This window comes from Sphingomonas mali NBRC 15500, assembly GCF_001598415.1.
Classification (GTDB): domain Bacteria; phylum Pseudomonadota; class Alphaproteobacteria; order Sphingomonadales; family Sphingomonadaceae; genus Sphingomonas; species Sphingomonas mali.
Window position 1 is genome coordinate 17,523 of record NZ_BCYX01000010.1, and the last position, 20,172, is coordinate 37,694.

A 20,172-nucleotide genomic window follows, 5' to 3' on the forward strand; every position below is an offset into this window, starting at 1 on the left:
TCAATTCCCCTTGCTCGGGCGCCAGCGCCCTTTGTCCGGTTGTTCGTCGGTTATGATGTCACAATGCTTCGCGCGCGCCGGTCACGGCGGTCGCCAGCGCCGTCCTGGCGCCTCGCAGCTATCGATCGATGTGATTGGCCTGCAGCCATTGCCTTAAATCTGAATCCTCTCCTCCGCCGGCAAGCATCGCCGGGTGGACGGGGCGACTCTAACGGTCGCGTAACCGGTTCCACAGTTGCACCGTAACCGGTTTCATGCGCATTCGCCAAGAAGAAATCGACTGCCGCGAATCGCGCAGTCCGGATTTGCCGGACATGTGGCGGGACGGCATCACCAAGCGGAGTAAAAGCCATGTCCGACCTGTCCCGCCGCGATCTTCTCAAGGGCGCATCAGCGGTCGCGATGGTGTCGGCGGCATTGCCCGCGCTCGCCAAGGCGGTCCCCGCGACCGATCCGTTCATCGAACGGCTGATCGCCAAGATGAGCATCCAGGACAAAGCCGGGCAGCTGTCGATCTATTCCGATCCGCTGGCGGCGCGGACCGAAGGGCCGGTGCTCAATCCGGGCCTCGCCAAGCAAGGCATCGACGAGCTCAAGGCGCGGATCCGGCGGGGCGAGATCGTCGGGCTGTTCAATGGTATCGGCACGACGATCGGGCGCGAGCTGCAGAAAGTCGCGATCGAGGAAAGCCCGAGCAAGATCCCGCTGATCTTCGCCGGGGACGTCATCCACGGGATGAAGACCTCGTTCCCCGTGCCGCTCGGCGAGTCCGCGAGCTTCGACCCCAGCCTCGCCGAGCGCACCGCGCGCGCCGCGGCGGTCGAGGCGTCGGCCAAGGGTATTCAATGGACCTTCGCGCCGATGGTCGATGTCGCGCGCGACCAGCGTTGGGGGCGTGTGGTCGAGGGATCGGGCGAGGACACCTGGCTCGGCGTCCAACTGGCACGCGCCCGCGTCCGCGGCTTCCAGGGCCCCGACATCCGCCGCGACGATTCGATGCTCGCCTGCCCCAAGCATTTCGCGGCCTATGGCGCCGTGCAGGGCGGGATGGAGTACAATACCGCCGACATTCCCGAGACGACCCTGCGCGAAATCCATCTACCGGGGTTCAAGGCGGCGTTCGACGCCGGCGCGATCACCACCATGTCGAGCTTCAACGACATTGCCGGGGTGCCGTCGACCGCCAACCATTATCTGCTGACCGACATCCTGCGCGGCGAATGGGGATTCAAGGGCCTGGTGGTCAGCGATTACACCTCGGAAGAGGAATTGATCCTGCACGGCTATGCCGCCGACGGCCCCGATGCCGTGGTCAAGGCGCTGACCGCGGGGTGCGATATCTCGATGCAGTCGGGCCTCTATTGGAAGCACCTGCCCGATCTCGTGAAGAGCGGCAGAATCCCGATGTCGGTGGTGGATACCGCGGTCCGCCGCGTGCTTTACGTCAAGAAGGCGATGGGGCTGTTCGCCAACCCGTATCGCTCGCTCGATCCCGTGCGCGAGGCGCGCGATGTGCGCCGCCCCGACGCGATCGCGCTGGCGCGCGAGGCGGGCCGCAAGTCGATGGTGCTGCTCAAGAATGACGGCAATCTGCTGCCGCTCAAGAAGCAGGGCAAGATCGCCTTGATCGGGCCGGCGGTGAGCCAGAAGGGCGATTATCCCGGGCCCTGGGCCAATTTCCCGGATTACGAGAGCTGCGTGACGGTCGAGGAGGGGTTCCGCGCCGCGCTTGGCGATAAGGCCAAGCTCAGCGTCACGCGCGGCTCGGACTATGAGGCGCCGATCGACGGCGAGATCGACAAGGCGGTGCGCATGGCGAAGGACGCCGACGTCGTCGTGCTGCTGCTCGGCGAAAGCGCCAGCATGTCGGGCGAGGCGCAGGCGCGCGTCGATATCGGTATCCCCGCGCCGCAGCTCGCCTTGGCTGAGGCGGTCGCCGCGACCGGCAAGCCGATCGTCGTGCTGCTCCGCCACGGCCGTGCATTGGCGCTGACCGGTGCGGTCAGGAATGCGCCGGCGATCATGGCGACCTGGTTCCTCGGCTCGGAGACCGGCAATTCGATCGCCGACGTGGTGTTCGGCGATTACGCCCCCCAGGGGCGCCTGCCGGTGAGCTTCCCGCAAGCCTCCGGCCAGGAGCCGTTCTATTATAATCACCGCCGCACCGGACGCCCGCAGCTGACCGCGGACAAGGCCTATAAGGCGCGCTATCGCGAAGTGACCGACGAGCCGCTCTATCCGTTCGGGTTCGGTCTGACCTATTCGGTCGCGAGTTATTCGGCGACGAGCGTCAGCGCGGCGACCATCCCTTGGGCGGGATCGATCACCGTCACCGCGACGGTCACCAACACCGGCACGCGGGCAATGCACGAAGTCGCGCAGCTTTACATCAACGACAAGGTCGCGAGCCTGACCCAGCCAGTGCGCTCGCTGAAGGGGATGAAGCATCTCGACCTCGAGCCCGGCCAGAGCGCGACGGTGAGCTTCACGCTCAGCCGCGCCGATCTCGGCTTCGTCCATCCCGACAAGAAGAGCTATGCCGAGCCCGGCGCGTTCGATGTATGGATCGCGCCCAACGCGATGGCGGGCACCCCCGCCACCTTCGTCCTCAAGGCTGGAGCATAACCTTGCGCCTCAGGCACCTGATCCTCGCCACCGCCGCTCTGGCTCTGCCCGGTGTGGCGGCGGCGAAGTCCGTCGATCATTACACCGCCTCCGCCAACGGCATCAAAATCGAGATCAGCGCGCCGCGCGCCGACATCATCCGCTTCCGTGCGGGCGAGGGGGCCTTGCCCGAGGACGCCTCTTGGGCCGTGCTCCCGCAATCGCGCGAGACCCGCGTCCCGCTGGTGGTGAGCGACAAGGGCGACGCTACCGAAATCCGCACCTCGCAACTGATCGTCCGCGTCGACGACAAGTCGCTGGCGATCACTATCACCGACCTCACCGGCAAGACGATCCTGGCCGATGCCGCTGGCACCCCGATCCGCTTCGACAATGGCGGTTTTCGCGTCCGCAAGGCGATGCCCAATGACGAGCATTTCTTCGGCCTCGGCGACAAGACCGGCCCGCTCGATCGGCGCGGCGGCGCCTATACCTTCTGGAACACCGACCAGTTCGGCTATTCGCCCGCGACCGACCCGATCTACAAGTCGATCCCCTTCGTCATCGGCCTGAACGAAGCCGGCGGCACCTACGGCCTGTTCATGGACAATAGCTGGCGCGGCTTCATGGATCTCGGCAAGTCCGAGCGCGCGGCCTTCTCGTTCGGCGCCGAAGGCGGCGGGGTCGATTATTACGTGATGACCGGGGCGACGCCCAAGGACGTGGTCCAGGATTACGCCTACCTCACCGGCCCCGCGCCGCTGACGCCGAAATGGGCGCTCGGCTTCCAGCAATCGCGCTGGAGCTACATGACCCAGGTCCAGGCGCAGGGCATCGCCGACCGCCTGCGCAACGACAAGATTCCGGCCGACGTGCTGTGGCTCGACATCGATTATCAGGACAGGAACCGCCCGTTCACCGTCGACAAGAAGGCCTATCCTGACCTGCCCGGGCTGGTGAGCAAGCTCGACGCGATGAAGATGAAATTGGTGGTCATCACCGACCTCCACATCGCGAGCGCGCCCAACCAGGGCTATGCGCCCTATGACAGCGGCATGGCGGCGGACGTGTTCATGAAGAACCCCGACGGCACGCCGTTCGTCGGCCCGGTCTGGCCGGGTCCTGCGGTGTTCCCCGATTTCACCCAGGCCAAGGCGCGCGAGTGGTGGGGGCGGAACTATGCCGAGTTCATCGGCATGGGCGTCGCCGGCTTCTGGAACGACATGAATGAGCCGGCGGTGTTCAATTCGCCGACCAAGACCATGCCGATCGACGTGGTCAACACGATCGACTCGCCGGGCTTCAAGACGCGCAAGACGACCCAGGCCGAGACGCACAACATCACCGGCATGCTCAATTCCTGCGCGACCTATGAAGGCGTGAAGAAGCTCGCGCCCGACCGCCGGCCGTTCGTGATGACCCGCGCCTCCTATGCCGGCGGCCAGCGCTGTTCGGCGACCTGGACCGGCGACAACACATCGAGTTGGGCGCATCTGTCGCTGTCGACGACGCAGCTCTCCAGCCTCGGCCTGTCAGGCTTTGCCTATTCCGGCGCTGACATTGGCGGCTTCGCCGGCAACGCGCCGTCGCCGGAATTGCTCACGCGATGGATCGAAGTGGGCGCGTTCAACCCGATCATGCGCGACCATTACCAGAAGGGGAAACCCGAACAGGAAGTATGGGTGCACGGCGCGCAGCAGGAGAATATCCGGCGGCGCTATATCGAGGAACGCTATCGGTTGATGCCGTACCTCTACGGCCTGGCCGAGGAGAATAGCCGCACCGGTCTGCCGCTGATGCGCCCGGTCGTGCTCGAATATCCCGCGGTGGTGAAGGGCGGCGATCGCGTCGGCGGCACCGAGGACCAGTTCATGCTCGGGCGCGATCTGCTGATCGCGCAGCCGCAGACCTGGGAATCGGCCGCGCCATATGACGTCGGCCTGCCCGGCGTCGGCTGGTACGATTACTGGACCGGCGAGCAGGTCCAGGGTGCGTCGGTCAGGGAAACGCCGCGGCTCGACCGCTTGCCGGTATTCGTTCGTCCCGGCGCGATCATCCCGCGCCAGCCGCTGGTCCAGTCGACTGGCGAGACGCCGAAAGGGGCGCTGGAGATCAACGTCTATCCGGGCAATGATTGCTCAGGATCGCTCTATCTCGATGACGGGGTCAGCTTCGCCTATCAGCGCGGTGGCTTCCTGCGCCAGGCTATCCGCTGCGACGCGGGTTCGCTCAGTTTCGATCCGCGCAGCGGCGGCTACAAGCCGTGGTGGACCGGGTTCGACGTGGTGATCCACGGCTGGAAGGGCGGCGTGCCCAAGGTGGCGATGGGATCGAAGCGCATCGCCGCGCGCGTGGCCGACGGCGCGCTGCGCTTCTCGCTCCCCGATCTGCCCAGGGGAGCCCGGATCGCTATCCAGCAATGACGCCGGAGCTGCGCCACGTCGGCGAGGCCCAGAGCCCCGTGGTCGTCATCGACGACTTTACCGGCGCGGTGGATGACGTGGTCGAGCTGGCTGCGGCGATGGCGCCGTTCCCGTCGAGCAGCGGAACCTATTATCCCGGGCTGCGGCGTCCGATCACGGTCGGGGACGCAGCTTATGGCTATGTCGAGCGCCTGCTTCAGGCCGCGGGGCCGTTCGTCGGCGGAGGCTTCGACGTCGACACGTTCGAGTTGCTCGAGGCCAGCTTCTCGATGGTGACCGTGGCGCCCGGTACGCTCGATCCCGCGCAACGCGCCCCGCATTTCGATTCGACCGATCCCGATTATCTCGCGGTGCTTCACTATCTGAGCGACACGCCGGGCACGGCCTTCTTTCGCCAGCGTGAGACGGGAATCGAACTGGTCGATGACGGCAATCTGAAAAGGTTCGTCGCGACGGCACGGCGAGTCAGTCGCGACCTGTCCGGCTATACCTACGGTTCCAACCAGCATTACGACCAGATCGGGCAGGTCGAAGGCGTGCGCGATCGGCTGGCGATCTATCGCGGGTCGATGCTCCATTCGGGGATCATTCCGCCCGACATGATCTTCAGTGCCGATCCGCGCCTGGGGCGGCTGACCGCCAACATCTTCATCAAGGGCCGCAGAGGATAATATGAGATTTGCCATCCTGCTCGCCAGCGCCACCATTGTGTCGCTCGGCAGCGCCGCCCTCGCCAATTCGGTCTATGAGCGTCACGTCGTGTTCGACAATACGCGTGGAACCGGTTGGTATCTCTATTCGGCCGGAGAGGCGGTGGCGCCGAGCCGTATCGAGCTCGTCAATGGCAAGCTTCCGCTCGAGACCAAGGTCACGCATTCGCCGCCCAATGCGATCCGGCTGAGCTGGACGTCGAAGCAGGGGGGGAATTGGTGGGCGTCGATCGAGACCGCGCGGATCTGGGGAACGCAGACCGATTTCAGCGGCGATGCGCTGACTTTCTGGGTCTATGCCGACAGCAACATCGACGCGGGATCGAGCCCACGCATCCTCCTCGGTGATCTGAAGGGCGTGAGTAATCCGGCGATCGATCTGATCGGCTCACTGCCCAAAATTCCGGCGAAGACGTGGACCAAGGTCGTCCTGCCCTTCGCCGGTTTCAAAGGGGCGACGGAAGGCACCAGCGACGAGAAGTTCGACCCCGGCCAATTCGCGCGGATGACGATCGTCCAGGGCCTCGACGACGGTCGGCCGCATTCGATGGTGATCGACGATGTCCGTGTCGAGAACGCCGCGACGGCGGATGCCACTCCGCCGGCCGCGCCGGCCGCGCTGACCGCGCGTGGATTCGAGCGCCACGTCGAATTGTCGTGGGTGGCGAGTCCATCGTCCGACACCGAAAGCTACCGCATCTACCGCTCGGTCGGCGGCAAGCCGTTCGAATGGGTCGCGAGCCAGCGCGTCGGCTGGAACCGCTATCAGGATTTCGTCGAGCCGGTCGGGGTCAAGCCGGCCTATCGCATCACCGCGGTCGATGCGGCGGGCAACGAGAGCCCGGTCACGCCGACGGTCAAGGCGCAGACGCGTGCGATGACCGACGACCAGCTGATGACGATGATCCAGGAAGCGCAATTCCGTTATTATTGGGACGGCGCGCATCCCAAGGCCGGGATGGGGCTCGAGATCACCCCGGGCAATCCCGATCAGGTCGCGATGGGCGGATCAGGATTCGGGGTGATGGCGCTGATCGTCGGCACCGACCGCGGCTTCGTAACGCGGGCCCAGGGCGCCGAGCGGATGCTCAAGATCGTTCGCTTCCTCAAATCGGCCGATCGCTTCCACGGCGTGTGGCCGCATTTCCTCAATGGCAATACCGGCAAGGTCATGCCCGTGTTCGGCAAGTACGATGACGGCGGCGACCTGATCGAGACTGCGTTCATGATGCAGGGCCTGCTCACCGCGCGGCAATATTTCACCCGCGACACGCCCGCCGAACGCGAAATCCGCGACACGATCACGTCCTTATGGAAGGGCGTCGAATAGGACTGGTACCGCCAGAAACCCGACAGCGACTTCCTCTATTGGCATTGGTCGCCCGATTACGGCTTCCACATCAATCATCCGCTGATCGGCTGGAACGAATCGGCGATCGCCTACATCCTCGGTATCGCCTCGCCGACCCACGGGGTACCGGCGAGCCTGTGGCATAGCGGCTGGGCGGGGACTTCGCCGCTGGCGGTCAACTATCGTCAGGGTTGGAGCCGGACGACCGACGGCGACCATTTCGTCAACGGCCACAGTTATTATGGCTACAAACTCGAGGTCGGCGAGGGGAATGGCGCGGAACTGTTCTTCACCCAATTCTCGTTCCTGGGTTTCGACCCGCGCGGCAAGCGCGACGCCTATACCAACTATTTCAAGAACAACCGCAATATCGCGCTGATCAGCCATGCGTATGCGATCGAGAATCCTCGTAAATGGACCGGCTATGGCGACGACGCATGGGGCCAGTCGGCGGGCGTGAATACGGGTGGCGGCCGCGCCCAGCCGCGCGACGATAACGGTACGATCACGGTCCATGCCGCGCTCGGCTCGATGCCCTACACGCCCGAGGAATCGCTGAAGGCGCTACGCCATTACTATCGCGACCTCGGGCCGCGCATCTACGGCACCTATGGCTTTTCGGATTCGTTCAACCAGAGCCAGGGTTTCTATGACGAAGCCTATATGGCGCTCGACCAGGCGCAGACCGTGGCGATGATCGAGAATTACCGGACCGGATTGTTGTGGAAGCTGTTCATGTCGAACCCGGAAATCCAGCCGGCGCTCGACAAGATCGGGTTCAAGCCCGACCCCACGCCCTAGAATCGTTTTCAGCGTCGCTCGGCCGGCAACTCTAGGACAATCAACCGCGGTTCGCGGCGATCCAGCGGGCAATCGCGTCGAGCGGGATCGGGGTGTTGAAGGCGAGCCCGGCATTGCTCGAATCGTGCCAGCGCGCCGTGCCTTCGATCGGCGGCAGGCCAGTCACCGACAGCACGATCGGCCCGTCGATCTTTTCCCAGACATTGGGGTCGGCCGAGGTGATGCGCGCGCCGCCCTGCGAGATGTCGCGCAGGTCGACGGCATAATAATGCGCGCCGCAGCGCAGGCGCCCGCGCGCCGCGATGTTGATGCGCGGTGCGCGTGCGTGGAAACCCGGCGCGGGATCCTCGTCGCCGCCCAGCACCATCGGCACGTCGATATCGTCGTCGAATTGCATGCCGATCCGATTCTCGCGCCGCCATACGACATGGCCCGAGGCGCGGTGCCCGGATTTGAACTCGGCGATCAGCAGGTCGCCGATCGTCAGGTCGGACCAGATATTTGCCATCAACCCGCCCGCGGAGATGTTGCGGACCAGGCAGAGTTCCTCGCCATGGCGCGTATGCAGCTTGGCGACACGCATGACCGCGATATGGCGCGCGCCGTGGCGGCGTTCCGCATCGAGTGCGGCTGCGCTCGACGGCATACTGCCGCGGGGCGCATCGTCGTGCGATTCGAACATGCGGCCCTCCACTTCGAAACGTCACTCCAACGGTACCTGCGCTCACCACGACAACGGGCAGCCGGCTCCAACTTCGTCCTACGCGATACACTTCCGGCGGGGCCGCGTCTCCTCCGGGAAAGTCCCATTGGCCGCAGTCCACCGGTGTCCACTCTGACGCGGGTTTGTTAATGAAGTGCTGACGGGCGGCTCAAGTAACGGCGATTGTGACGAAAAACCCTCGAATGAGCGATTTCTGCGCACGATTGTTACGCTTGCCCCGCAACAGCGGATGGTCGAAAGTCGCATTCGAACAACAAAGGGATGGTCGATGAACAAGCTCGGACTGGCCGCGATGGCGGCGGCGTTGGTGGCAACGGCGGGTGCGGCGGCCCCCAAGACGACGGCGCATCCCCAGGCCGAAACAGAGGCGCTCGAGCTCGCCAAAAAAGCGATCGCGTTGCGGTCGGTGACGGGCCCGAACAACCAGACGCCGCAGGTCGCGGCGCTCTACAAGGCGGCTTTGGTCGCCGGTGGTTTCGCCGACAAGGATATCGAGATCACCCCGGTCGACGATACCGCATATCTGATCGCGACCTGGCCGGGCAGCGATCCCAAGCTCAAGCCTTTGGTCATTTCGGGCCATATGGACGTGGTCGAGGCCAAGCCGTCCGACTGGCAACGCGATCCGTTCACTCCAGTGGTCGAGAATGGCTATCTGTTCGGCCGCGGCGCGACCGACATGAAGCTCGACGGCACGATGGCGATCGCCGCGCTCAACGAACTGCGCCGTGAGGGCTACAAGCCCAAGCGGACGATCGTCATCGAATTTTCAGGCGACGAGGAAACGCGGATGAAAACCTCGGCGATCATCGCCGAGAAGCTCAAGAATGCCGACCTCGTCCTTAATATCGACGGGGGCGGCGGCATTCTCGACGAAAAGACCGCCAAGCCCAAATACTGGACCTGGCAGGGCGCGGAAAAGACCTATGCCGATTTCGAGCTGACCGTGACCAATCCCGGCGGCCATTCCTCGGCGCCGCGGCCGGTCAACGCGATCGTCGAATTGTCGCAGGCGCTCGAGAAGATCGGTGCCTATCATTTCAAGCCCGAGCTGAGCGATTTGACGCGCGAGGCGCTGAGCAAGGCCGCGCCGTATGAGGAGCCCGACGTGGGCGCGGCGCTCAAGGCGTTCGTCGCCAATCCCAATGACGAAAAGGCGCTGGCGGTACTGCGCAACAACCCGAGTACGGTTGGACGGATCGGCACGACCTGCGTGCCGACGATGGTCAATGGCGGCCACGCCATCAACGCGCTGCCGCAAAAGGCGACGGCCAATATCAATTGCCGGATCTTCCCGGGCCATAAGCCCGCCGACATCATGGCCGAGCTGCAGCAGGTCGCGGGCGATCCCGCGATCGCGTTCAAGGACGTGACCGAAGGCTCGGTCGCCAACGACGCCTCGCCGATGCGCCCCGACTTCATCGCGGCCGTGAATCGCGCGATGGGCAAGGTCTATCCTGGTGTGCCGGTCTTCCCGGCGATGTCGTCGGGCGCGTCGGACAGCATGTGGTTCCGCTATCACAACGTGCCGAGCTATGGCGCCAGCCCGACCTTCATCAAGGAATCGGAGGATTTCAGCCACGGGCTGAACGAGCGCACCCCGATCAGCAACATCGCCCCGGGGATCGATTATTATCTGTCGCTGTTCGCCGATCTGACGAAATAGGTCGTCAGGGTCTGCACTCAGTTACCGCGAGGTCGTGACGGAGCCTATTTTGGTGTCCGGCGAGGAGCAAGGAGGGAGCGATGCTGATAGCATCGTGACCGACACGCGACGACGTCCGGGCGGCAAAATCGGCCCGCCGCTTCGCGGTTGCCCGCAGGAGCCCGCCGGTGAAGCAGGTCGCCATGCCCCCGGGCATGGCTGAAACTGTCCGGGGGACAGTTTCACCTGCTCACCGTCGCTTGCTTGCGCGTAGCTTTAGCTACGCGTCTGCGCTGCGCTCCTCGTCGGCGGGCTCCTGCGGGCAATCACGACCCTCACGGCAACTGAGTGCAGACCCTAGTTGCCGCTCGGCGAGGCCGCGTGCCTCGTCGGCGGTGAAGCTGTCGGGCGACAGGCACAGTTCGAGCCATAGCCCATCGACCAAGGCGGTGATCGCGATCGCGGTCAGCCGCAGCTCGGTCTGTGCGATGCCGCAGTCGGCCAGCAATGCCTCGAGATCCTCGCGATACCGCGCGTAGATCGCGTCGTGACGCTCGGCGATCTGCGGCTTCCCGGTCAGGCTCCAGAAGGCGATCCAGGTCGCGAGCAACGCGCGATCGGCGATCGGCGGCGCGAAGCTCGCGGTGACATAGGCAGTGAGGCGTGCGCGCGCGTCGTCCCCCGCGGCGGCGACCGCGGCGGCCAGCGCATGGCTGACCTGATCGCCGACCGATGAATACGTCGCCGCGATCAGCGCCTCGATCCCGGCGAAATAGTGGTTGATCAATCCCGGCGACACACCCGCCTCGACCGCGATCGGCCGAACCGAGGCGCCGGTAGCGCCGTCACGCGCCAACACACGCGCGGTCGCCTCGATCAGGCTCTGGCGGCGCACATCGGGTTCGGCGCGCTTGCTTAGCCCTCTCCCGCCTGCGGGGGCATCGGGTCGGTCATCCCCCCGGGATGACCTGGACAGCGCGGGGCGCTGTCCACCCGATGCCGGTTGGGAGAGGGTCTTCTTTCTTCTTGTATCCAAAAGACCCTCACCGCTGCGACTAAGGCCGGCTGCGCCGACCTAAGTCTCGCTCCTCTCCCGCAAGCGGGAGAGGGTATTGCCCATTGCGAAACCTTATTATACGATCGTCCAACAAGCAACGGGAGTTCGCGCATGGCGCATCGATACGCGGACATTGAGGATCACGATCCCGACGCCGACTGGAGCCTGCCCGGCTGGCTCTATACCGACCCCGAATATTTCGAGGTCGAGATGGCGCGCGTGCTGCGCCCGTCGTGGCAGATCGTCTGTCACGAGAGCGATATCGCGAAGCCCGGCGACTTCCACACGCTCGACTATCTCGGCGAAAGCGTGATCGCCATCCGCGGCCAGGACGGCCAGGTCCGCGCGTTCGCCAATGTCTGCCGCCACCGCGCGATGCGGCTGGTCGAAGGGCCGGCGGGATGCGCGAAGAAGCTGGTCTGTCCGTATCACGCCTGGGCCTATGAGACCGACGGGCGGCTGTCGGGCGTGCCGATGAAGGGCGATTATCCCACGCTACGGCTCGAGGATAACGGGCTCGCCGGAGTAGACGTCGAGATCTGGCGCGGCTTCGTCTTTGTCCGGCTGGAGGATAATGGCGGCCCCTCGGTCGCGGCGATGATGGCGCCGTACGATCATGAGATCGCGCCCTATCGCTTCGAGGATATGCGCTGCATCAGCCCCGTTCGGTTGCGCGAGCGCCAGGTCAATTGGAAGAATGTCGGCGACAATTATTCGGACAACCTGCACATTCCGGTCGCGCATGACGGGCTGACGCGCCTCTTCGGGAAGAGCTACGCGATCGAGGCGCAGCCCTGGGTCGACAAGATGTCGGGCGGGATCGTCGATCGCGTGTCGGACAATGTGTGGGAGCGCTTCTATCAGAAGCATCTGCCGCGCGCGGATCATCTGCCAGAGGCGAACCAGCGGCTGTGGCTATACTATAAGCTCTGGCCCAACATGGCGTTCGACATCTACGCCGACCAGATCGACTTCATGCAATGGCTGCCGCTGACGCCGACCACCAGCGTGCTGCGCGAAATGGCGCTCGCGCTCCCCGATGACCGTCGCGAGATGAAGCTGGTCCGCTACGCCAATTGGCGGATCAACCGCGTGGTCAATGCCGAGGACACCTGGCTGATCGAGCGCGTCCAGCAGGGCATGGCGAGCCAAAGTTATACCGCGGGGCCGATCGGCGCGAGCGAGGTTTGCCTGCGCAGTTTCGCCAGGAAGATCCGGCACCTCATCCCCGAGGCGCGCCAGCACCGCGCACCGGCGCCGGGATGGTCGCGGCGGCCGAGGGTGGCCTAAACCCCTCTCCCGCTTGCGGGAGAGGGAGGGGCCCGCGAAGCGGGAGGGTGAGGGTCTTCTTCCTTCTTCGGGCGACTTGAAAAAAGAAGAAGACCCTCACCCAACCCTCTCCCGCAAGCGGGAGAGGGCTAGAAGAGTAAGGTGAGCAAATGACCAAGAAATACGACGCGATCATCATCGGCGGTGGCCATAACGGCCTGGTCTGCGCCTTCTACCTCGCGCGCGCCGGTCTCAAGGTCCGCGTGCTGGAACGGCGCGACATCGTCGGCGGTGCGGCGGTGACCGAGGAATTCCATCCCGGCTTCCGCAACTCGACCGCGAGCTACACGGTCAGCCTGCTCCGCCCCAAGGTGATCAAGGACATGCGCCTGCACGAGCGCGGCTGGCGGATCATCGAGCGCACGATCAGCAACTTCTTCCCGCATGAAAACGGCTATCTCAAGCTCGGCGGCGGCGAAGACCGCACCCGCGCCGAATTCGCGCGCTACAGCCAGAAGGACGCCGATACCTTCCCCAAATATGAGGAAGCGCTCGAGCGCGTCGCCGACGTGCTGCGCGACCTGTCGCTCAAGACGCCTCCCAATGCGGGTGGCGGCCTGCGCGCGCTGATTGCTGCCGCTGTGCAGGGCAAAAAGCTCGCCGGCATGCCTATCGAGGCGCAGCGCGACGTGATGGACCTGTTCGTCAAGTCGGCGCGCGACTTCCTCGATGGCTGGTACGAGAACGAATATATCAAGGCGGCGTTCGGGTTCGACGCGGTGGTCGGCAATTACGCCAGCCCCGACACGCCGGGCAGCGCCTATGTCCTGCTCCACCACGTCTTCGGCGAGATCAACGGCAAGAAGGGCATGTGGGGCCATTCGGTCGGCGGCATGGGCGCGATCACCAAGTACATGGCCGAGGCGTGCGAGGAGGCTGGGGTCGAGATCAGCCTGGAAGCACCGGTCGCGCGCGTGCTGGTCGATGGCGGCAAGGTTGCCGGCGTCGTGCTGGAAAGCGGCGAGGAGATCGCCGCCTCCATCGTCGCCTCAAACGCGGGCCCGGCGTTGCTTTTCCGCCAATTGGTCGACCGCGCCGACCTGCCCGCCGAATTCGCGCATCGCATGGATCGCTTCAAGACCGGATCGGGCACGTTCCGGATGAACGTCGCGCTCAGCGAATTGCCCGATTTCACCGTGCTGCCGGGCAAGGAAAAGGCCGAGCATCATACTTGCGGCATCATCATCTCGCCGACGCTCGATTATATGGATCAGGCATTCACCGACGCGAAGGCGTTCGGCTGGTCGAAAAAGCCTATCGTCGAGATGAAGCTGCCGACCTCGGTCGACGACAGCCTGGCGCCGCCGGGGATGCATATCGCCAGCCTGTTCTGCCAGCAATTCGCACCCAGGCTGCCTGATGGCCGCTCATGGGACGACGAGCGCGAGGCGGCGGCGGACCTGATCATCGACACGGTCAACGAGCACGCGCCGAATTTCAAGGCGGCGATCATCGCGCGCCAGATCCATTCGCCGCTCGACCTCGAGCGCAAGTTCGGGCTGATCGGCGGCGACATCATGCACGGCAACATGTCGCTCGATCAGCTCTGGGCGGCGCGCCCGGTGCTCGGCCACGGTGATTATCGCTCGCCGATCAAGGGGCTCTATATGTGCGGCGCGGGCACGCATCCCGGCGGCGGCGTGACCGGCGCGCCCGGGCACAATGCCGCGCACGAAATCCTGCGCGACCGCTCGGTGCTAGGCCGGCTGTTCGGCTAGAGAGGTTTTGGGGCGCAGGAAATAGAGCGGGACGGCGGTCAGCATCAGGACGACGCTGAGCCCGGCCGCTTCCCATCCGGCTCCCCAGAAAGCGAACAGCGAAAACGCCAGGCCGATCGCCGCGGCGGGGACCGCGATGCGCCGGACCAATGCAGCCACGCACACAGCGAAATAGAGCCACAAGGTCGCGCAGGACGCCAGGATCGCCATGAACTGGAACACGCCGCCCAGGGTCGGGCTCGCGGTGCAGAGGATCAATGCGGTCGCCAGCGCCGACGAGACGACCAGGACGCGGATCGGAACATCGCGCCTCGATACGCGCGCGAACCAGGCGGGCAGCAATCCGGCCCGCGCCATGCCGAGCGGTACCTCGCCCTGGATCAATACCCAGCCGTTGAGCGCACCGATCGCGGCGATCGCGGCGAACAGCGCGACCAGCAGCGAGGCGCCGCTTCCCCAGAACTGGCCGACGAACAACGCGAAGGGCGCCGACGATTTGGCGACCGTGTCGGCAGAGAGGATCAGCACGATCGCCGAGCAGACCAGGATATAGAGCAAGCCGGTGACGGCGGTGCCCGCCATGCTGGCGCGCATGATGTTGCGCGCGGGATTGCGTACGCGTTCGGCGGCGACGCCGGCGGATTCGAACCCCACCAATGGGAACAGTGTGAGCGTCACTGCGGTAGCCATGCTGACGATCACCGCATGACCGGTCGGCAAGGCTGGCAAATGCACATCGCCGCCTACGCCCAGCGACACCGCGATCACGATGACCGCGATCAACGGCGCCAGTTTGAGGATTGTCGTAACCACCTGGAATCGCCCCGCGGCGCGCGCGCCGGCAAGGTTGAGCAAGGTCAGCAGCCACAGCAAGGCGATCGATGTCAGCGCGCCCGACCAGGGAGTCGCGTTGAGCGGCGGGAAGATCGCCGCCAGATAGCTCGCCGCGGCGGTGGCGATCGCGGCGTTCGCGCACCATACCGACACCCAGTAGCTCCAGCCGACCAGCACCCCGGGAAATTCGCCCAGCGCCGCACCGGTGATCGCAACGGCGCCGGTCGCTTCCGGCATGGCCTGCGCCATCCGGCCGATCGTATAGGCGATGGCGAGCGCCCCGGCGATGCTGACGATCCAGGCGAGCGAGCCGGTCCAGCCGAACGGTGCGAGCGCCGCCGGCATCATGAAGATGCCCGATCCGATCATTCCCCCGACGACCAGCGCGGTCGCGGTCCAGAATCCGAAAGGCCTTTTGTCGCTGGTATCCATCGCCCGGCTCCCCTCGACGCGCAGCAAAGCACGTCATCCCGCGCGGCGCCACTGGTCCTTTTCCCGCGACCTGGGCTAGGACACTCATCATGGCGAGCGGGGCACAGAGCGGAGCGGGCGGGATGGCAATGGCCGGGCGCTATCATCCGCGCCTGGTCGAGGCAGCGATGGCGCTCAACGACAACGCGCTGCACGTCGCCGAGCCGTTGCTCAAACAGCATCTCAAGGACGACCCGTTCGACGTCGCGGCGATGCGCATGCTGGCGGAGCTTGCTGGGCGGATCGGCCGCTATCGCGATTCCGAAGCGCTGCTGCGCCGCGCGATCGAGCTGTCGCCGGCCTTCACCGCCGCGCGCGCCAATCTCGCGCTCGTCCTTTATCGCCTCAACCGTCCGGCCGAGGCGATCAAAGAACTCGAGCAAGTGGTCGCCGAGGATCCCGACAATCCCGGCCATGCCAATCTTCAGGCGGCGGCGTTCGGCCGGGTCGGCGATTTCGATGGCGCGATCGCGCTCTATGACCGCGTGCTCAAGGACGCGCCCAACCAGCCGCGTGTGTGGATGACCTATGGTCACATCCTGAAGACCGTCGGACGCCAGCAGGACGGCATCGCCGCCTATCGCCGCGCGCTCGCGCTGATGCCGGCCCTGGGCGAGGCGTGGTGGAGCCTCGCCAATCTCAAGACGGTCAAGTTCGACGACGCGGATATTGCCGCAATGGAAGGCGCGCTCGCCGATCCGGGGATTTCGGACGAGGATCGCTTCCACCTGGACTTCGCGCTGGGCAAGGCGTTCGAGGATCGCCGCCAGGCGGAAGCCGCGTTCCGCCATTACGATGCCGGCAATGCGTTGCGGCGCACGAAGCTGGTCTATGAGCCAGACGAGACGCGGCGCTTCGTCGATCGTTCGATCGCACAGTTCACTCCCGATTTCCTCGCGGAGCGCGCCGGCCAGGGGTGCGACGCACCCGACCCGATCTTCATCCTGGGCATGCCGCGCGCGGGGTCGACCCTGATCGAGCAGATCTTGTCGAGCCACAGCCTGGTCGAGGGCACGTCCGAACTGCCCGATATCCCGACCCTGGCGCGGCGTGACCAGAATTATCCCGAGGGCATGGCCGATTTTGCGCCCGACAAACTGCGCGCGCTGGGCGAGGAATATCTCAAGCGCACCCGGATCCAGCGCCGCACCGACCGGCCGTTCTTTATCGACAAATTGCCCAACAACTGGGCCCACCTGCCGTTCATCCACCTGATCCTGCCCAAGGCGAAGATCATCGACGCGCGGCGGCATCCGCTCGGCTGCTGCTTCTCCAATTTCAAACAGCATTTCGCGCGCGGCCAGGCGTTCAGCTACGCGCTGGAGGATATGGGGCGCTATTATCGCGACTATGTGCGGCTGATGGCGCATGTCGATCGCGTGCTGCCCGGGCGGGTCCATCGCGTGATCTACGAGGACATGGTCGACCATACCGAGCGCGAAGTGCGCGGCCTGCTCGCTTATTGCGGGCTGGAGTTCGAACCCGCGTGCCTCGCCTTTCACGAGACCGAGCGCGCGGTCCGCACGGCGAGCTCGGAACAGGTGCGCCAGCCGATTTTTCGCGAGGGGACTGAGGCTTGGAAGCCGTTCGAGCCGTGGCTGGATCCGCTCAAAACCGCATTGGGCGACGTGCTCGACGCCTATCCGGCCGCTCCGGCCGCGTTGTAAAAACGCAACGCGTCGGCACGTAAATATCGTGCCCGCCGCTCTTCGCTTGACGAATGCTGCGTCTGCTAACACGCTAGCGTAACAAAAACGACATTGGGGACTTCGATGCTCTTTGGCCGCCGCCTCGCCGTCAGCGCGCTGCTCGCTTCCGCGGCGCTCGCCGCTACCCCGGCCATGGCGCAGGACGCCCCGCCGGCACCCGATGGCCAGGCCAATAACCAGCCAGACAATGGCGACATCATCATCACCGCGCTGAAGCGGTCGGACAGCCTGCAGAACGTGCCGATCAGCGTCCAGGCGCTGAGCACCAAGAAGCTCGACGAGCTCAACATCTCGAACTTCCAGGATTATGTCGCGTCGCTGCCGTCGGTGTCGTTCCAGGCATTGGGCGGCACGCCGGGCACCAACGTCGTCTATATGCGCGGCGTCGCATCGGGCGGCGACGGCAACCATTCGGGCTCGCTACCCTCGGTCGGCGTCTATCTCGACGAACAGCCGGTGACGACGATCGGCGGCAATCTCGACGTCCACATCTACGACATCGCGCGCATCGAGAGCCTGTCGGGGCCGCAGGGCACGCTGTACGGCGCCTCGTCCGAAGCGGGCACGATCCGCATCATCACCAACAAGCCCGATACGTCGAAGACCTATGGCCGCATCGATCTCGAGGGCAACAAGGTCAGCAAGGGCGGCTGGGGCGGCAAAGCGGAGGGGATGATCAACCTGCCGCTGTCGCCCAACATCGCGTTCCGTGCGGTCGGCTATTACGAGAAGGACGCCGGCTTCATCGACAATGTGCCGGGGACGCGGGACTTCATCTCGCCCGCGGTTTTCGGCGGGCCGCCGGCGGTCACGACCTATCCCAACAACACCATCCGCCCCGATGGCGGGATCAGCGTCAACAACGCCCCCTTCGTCAAGAAGGACTATAACGACACCGAAATCTGGGGCGGCCGCGCCGCGCTCAAGGTCGACCTCGACAGCAATTGGACGATCACGCCGAGCTTCCTTTACCAGGACACGCGCAGCCACGGCTCATACGGCTTCGACCCGAAAGTCGGCGACCTGGAAGTCCAGCATTTCTTCCCGGAATATCGCCGCGACAGATTCTGGCAGGCGGGGCTGACGATCGAGGGCAAGGTCGGCAATTGGGACGTGACCTATGCGGCGGCCTATCTCGACCGCAAGGATCTGCAGTCGAGCGACTATACCGACTATTCGGAAGCCTATGACCATATGTATTCGTCGGTCGGCGGCCTGGCCTATTATTTCGCGTATTGGGATAAGAACGGCAACAATATCGATCCGCGCCAGCGCGTCGTCGGCACCGACCATTTCAAGAAAATGAGCCAGGAATTCCGCGTCGCGTCGCCGTCGACCGACCGGTTCCGGATTGTCGCCGGTGCCTTCTACCAGCGCCAGAGCAACCTCATTCACCAGGATTATCAGATCCAGGGGCTCGACCCGTTCTTGTCGGTCAACGGCTCGCCGGGCACGCTCTGGCTGACCCAGCAGCATCGCGTCGACAAGGATTACGCGATGTTCGGCGAAGCCAGTTACGACATCACGCCGACGGTGACGTTTACCGCCGGTGGCCGTGCGTTCATCTATGACAATACACTGATCGGATTCTTCGGCTTTGGCCGCGATCCGCGCAACGGCTTTACCAATTCGCCGCCCAATGCCGCCTTCAGCAACCGCACCGGCGTGGCGCAATGCTTCACCACCGCCGGCGAACGGCTCTATAACCGCGATACGGACACTTATAGCAGCTCGCTGACATTGCTGCCGCCCGCGGTGGCGGGCGGTCCGTGCACCAATCTCGGCGTTTATACCAATGGCGGTGTCATCCCCGTCGAAGCATCCGGGCAAGGCGTGACCTATCGCTTCAACCTCAGCTGGAAGCCCCGGCCCGGGTTGTTGATGTACGGCACGGTGTCGCGCGGTTTCCGCCCCGGCGGTATCAATCGCCGCGGCGATGTGCCTCCCTATCAGGCCGACTTCCTGACCAATTACGAGGTCGGTGCGAAGACCACCTGGCTGGGCGGAAAACTCCGATTCAACGCCGCAGTCTACCGACAGGATTGGGACGCGTTCCAATTCTCGTTCCTGGGCGCGAACAGCTTCACCGAAATCCATAACGGCCCGAATGCGCGGATCTGGGGCGCCGAGTTCGACAGCTCACTGACGCTTGGCGGGCTCAGCCTGACCGCATCGGGATCCTATACCGATGCCAAGACGCAGAAGGATCTGTGCGGCTATGACGACCGGACGTTCACTTGCACCACGCCGGGCCCCGATGGCCAGATCAACTATGTTTCAGCGCCGGCGGGCACGCGCCTTCCCATCACACCGCGCGTCAAGTTGAACGGAACTGCCCGTTATTCCGTGCCCTTGGGCGACGCCGTGAAGGGTTATGTCCAAGGCGTGGTGAACTATCAGAGCTCGGCGTCGAGCGATGTGCGTACCAAGGTGTTTGTCTCTGCGTTGAACGATCCGACGGATCCGGCGACCGTCGCGAACCCGGCGAATTTCATCAACCCCGCGGCGCTGCTGGGTCGATTGAAGTCGTTCACCACAGCCGACTTTGCGCTCGGCGCGGAATTCAAGAGCTTCAGCATCGAAGTCTTCCTCGAAAACGCCTTCGACACGCGCGGCCAGCTGTCGCGTTTCCAGGAATGCGGAAGCTGCGGACAACGGCCTTATATCGTGCCGATCCGGCCACAGACTGCTGGCATCAGGCTGGGGTCGAAGTTCTAGGAAAAAGCGGCGCGGTCGTCGGGTGACGGTCGCGCCGTCGATAGTTTCGCTAGGGCGATCTTCACTTTCGACATGCTA

At 64.7% G+C, this 20,172-nt stretch carries 13 protein-coding genes; 10 read left to right on the forward strand and 3 right to left on the reverse strand.

Annotated features, from left to right (window positions below; genetic code table 11):
- Positions 1–351 precede the first annotated feature (351 nt).
- The 5 genes from bglX (at position 352) to SMA01S_RS24535 (ending at position 7,889) form a co-directional block, all read left to right on the forward strand.
- Positions 352–2,625 carry a beta-glucosidase BglX gene (bglX, locus tag SMA01S_RS09585; protein WP_157093884.1) on the forward strand — a complete coding sequence of 758 codons (2,274 nt, stop codon included), beginning with the start codon at positions 352–354 and terminating at the stop codon, positions 2,623–2,625.
- Positions 2,626–2,627: 2 nt separating this feature from the next.
- Entirely contained in the window at positions 2,628–5,027 is a 2,400-nt protein-coding gene (locus tag SMA01S_RS09590) for a glycoside hydrolase family 31 protein (RefSeq protein ID WP_245649218.1), read from the forward strand.
- On the forward strand, positions 5,024–5,698 hold the full coding sequence (locus tag SMA01S_RS09595) for a DUF6445 family protein (protein WP_066820787.1): 675 nt from the start codon (positions 5,024–5,026) through the stop codon (positions 5,696–5,698). The genes SMA01S_RS09590 and SMA01S_RS09595 overlap by 4 nt, the downstream gene beginning before the upstream one ends.
- A gap of 1 nt (position 5,699) precedes the next feature.
- Positions 5,700–7,067: a hypothetical protein gene (locus SMA01S_RS24530; protein ID WP_066820790.1), complete on the forward strand. Its 1,368-nt coding sequence runs from the start codon at positions 5,700–5,702 to the stop codon at positions 7,065–7,067.
- 123 nt (positions 7,068–7,190) lie between these two features.
- A complete protein-coding gene (locus tag SMA01S_RS24535; protein ID WP_245649228.1) occupies positions 7,191–7,889 on the forward strand; it encodes a glucoamylase family protein in 699 nt (232 codons plus the stop codon).
- A gap of 40 nt (positions 7,890–7,929) precedes the next feature.
- Here SMA01S_RS24535 and SMA01S_RS09610 read toward each other — a convergent pair whose 3' ends face one another.
- A complete protein-coding gene (locus tag SMA01S_RS09610) occupies positions 7,930–8,571 on the reverse strand; it encodes a PilZ domain-containing protein (protein ID WP_066820795.1) in 642 nt (213 codons plus the stop codon).
- Positions 8,572–8,881: 310 nt separating this feature from the next.
- Here SMA01S_RS09610 and SMA01S_RS09615 point away from each other — a divergent pair, with 310 nt between their 5' ends.
- Complete coding sequence (locus SMA01S_RS09615; protein WP_066820798.1) at positions 8,882–10,279, forward strand: M20/M25/M40 family metallo-hydrolase; 1,398 nt, start codon at positions 8,882–8,884, stop codon at positions 10,277–10,279.
- Positions 10,280–10,538: 259 nt separating this feature from the next.
- Here SMA01S_RS09615 and SMA01S_RS09620 read toward each other — a convergent pair whose 3' ends face one another.
- Entirely contained in the window at positions 10,539–11,153 is a 615-nt protein-coding gene (locus tag SMA01S_RS09620; RefSeq protein WP_245649219.1) for a TetR family transcriptional regulator C-terminal domain-containing protein, read from the reverse strand.
- A gap of 273 nt (positions 11,154–11,426) precedes the next feature.
- On the opposite strand from SMA01S_RS09620, the gene SMA01S_RS09625 reads away from it, so the two are divergent.
- Positions 11,427–12,605: an aromatic ring-hydroxylating oxygenase subunit alpha gene (locus SMA01S_RS09625; protein ID WP_066820801.1), complete on the forward strand. Its 1,179-nt coding sequence runs from the start codon at positions 11,427–11,429 to the stop codon at positions 12,603–12,605.
- Between the two features lie 149 nt (positions 12,606–12,754).
- Positions 12,755–14,362, forward strand: coding sequence for a phytoene desaturase family protein (locus SMA01S_RS09630; RefSeq protein ID WP_066820804.1), 1,608 nt, complete (start codon positions 12,755–12,757; stop codon positions 14,360–14,362).
- Here SMA01S_RS09630 and SMA01S_RS09635 read toward each other — a convergent pair.
- Positions 14,342–15,628: an APC family permease gene (locus tag SMA01S_RS09635; protein WP_066820807.1), complete on the reverse strand. Its 1,287-nt coding sequence runs from the start codon at positions 15,626–15,628 to the stop codon at positions 14,342–14,344. The two genes, SMA01S_RS09630 and SMA01S_RS09635, sit on opposite strands and share 21 nt — an antisense overlap.
- A gap of 89 nt (positions 15,629–15,717) precedes the next feature.
- On the opposite strand from SMA01S_RS09635, the gene SMA01S_RS09640 reads away from it, so the two are divergent.
- On the forward strand, positions 15,718–17,334 hold the full coding sequence (locus SMA01S_RS09640) for a tetratricopeptide repeat-containing sulfotransferase family protein (RefSeq protein WP_439654307.1): 1,617 nt from the start codon (positions 15,718–15,720) through the stop codon (positions 17,332–17,334).
- A 105-nt stretch (positions 17,335–17,439) separates the two neighbouring features.
- Positions 17,440–20,094: a TonB-dependent receptor gene (locus SMA01S_RS09645; RefSeq protein ID WP_066820812.1), complete on the forward strand. Its 2,655-nt coding sequence runs from the start codon at positions 17,440–17,442 to the stop codon at positions 20,092–20,094.
- The last annotated feature ends 78 nt before the right edge of the window (positions 20,095–20,172 follow it).

What these genes read in the sequence shown, in the direction of transcription:
- SMA01S_RS09630 (WP_066820804.1), top strand. Translation starts at nt 12,755, where the DNA reads ATGACCAAGAAATACGACGCGATCATCATCGGCGGTGGCCATAACGGC.
- SMA01S_RS09610 (WP_066820795.1), bottom strand. Translation starts at nt 8,571, where the DNA reads ATGTTCGAATCGCACGACGATGCGCCCCGCGGCAGTATGCCGTCGAGC.
- SMA01S_RS09645 (WP_066820812.1), top strand. Translation starts at nt 17,440, where the DNA reads ATGCTCTTTGGCCGCCGCCTCGCCGTCAGCGCGCTGCTCGCTTCCGCG.
- SMA01S_RS24530 (WP_066820790.1), top strand. Translation starts at nt 5,700, where the DNA reads ATGAGATTTGCCATCCTGCTCGCCAGCGCCACCATTGTGTCGCTCGGC.
- SMA01S_RS09640 (WP_439654307.1), top strand. Translation starts at nt 15,718, where the DNA reads ATGGCGAGCGGGGCACAGAGCGGAGCGGGCGGGATGGCAATGGCCGGG.
- SMA01S_RS09595 (WP_066820787.1), top strand. Translation starts at nt 5,024, where the DNA reads ATGACGCCGGAGCTGCGCCACGTCGGCGAGGCCCAGAGCCCCGTGGTC.
- bglX (WP_157093884.1), top strand. Translation starts at nt 352, where the DNA reads ATGTCCGACCTGTCCCGCCGCGATCTTCTCAAGGGCGCATCAGCGGTC.
- SMA01S_RS09635 (WP_066820807.1), bottom strand. Translation starts at nt 15,628, where the DNA reads ATGGATACCAGCGACAAAAGGCCTTTCGGATTCTGGACCGCGACCGCG.
- SMA01S_RS09625 (WP_066820801.1), top strand. Translation starts at nt 11,427, where the DNA reads ATGGCGCATCGATACGCGGACATTGAGGATCACGATCCCGACGCCGAC.
- SMA01S_RS09615 (WP_066820798.1), top strand. Translation starts at nt 8,882, where the DNA reads ATGAACAAGCTCGGACTGGCCGCGATGGCGGCGGCGTTGGTGGCAACG.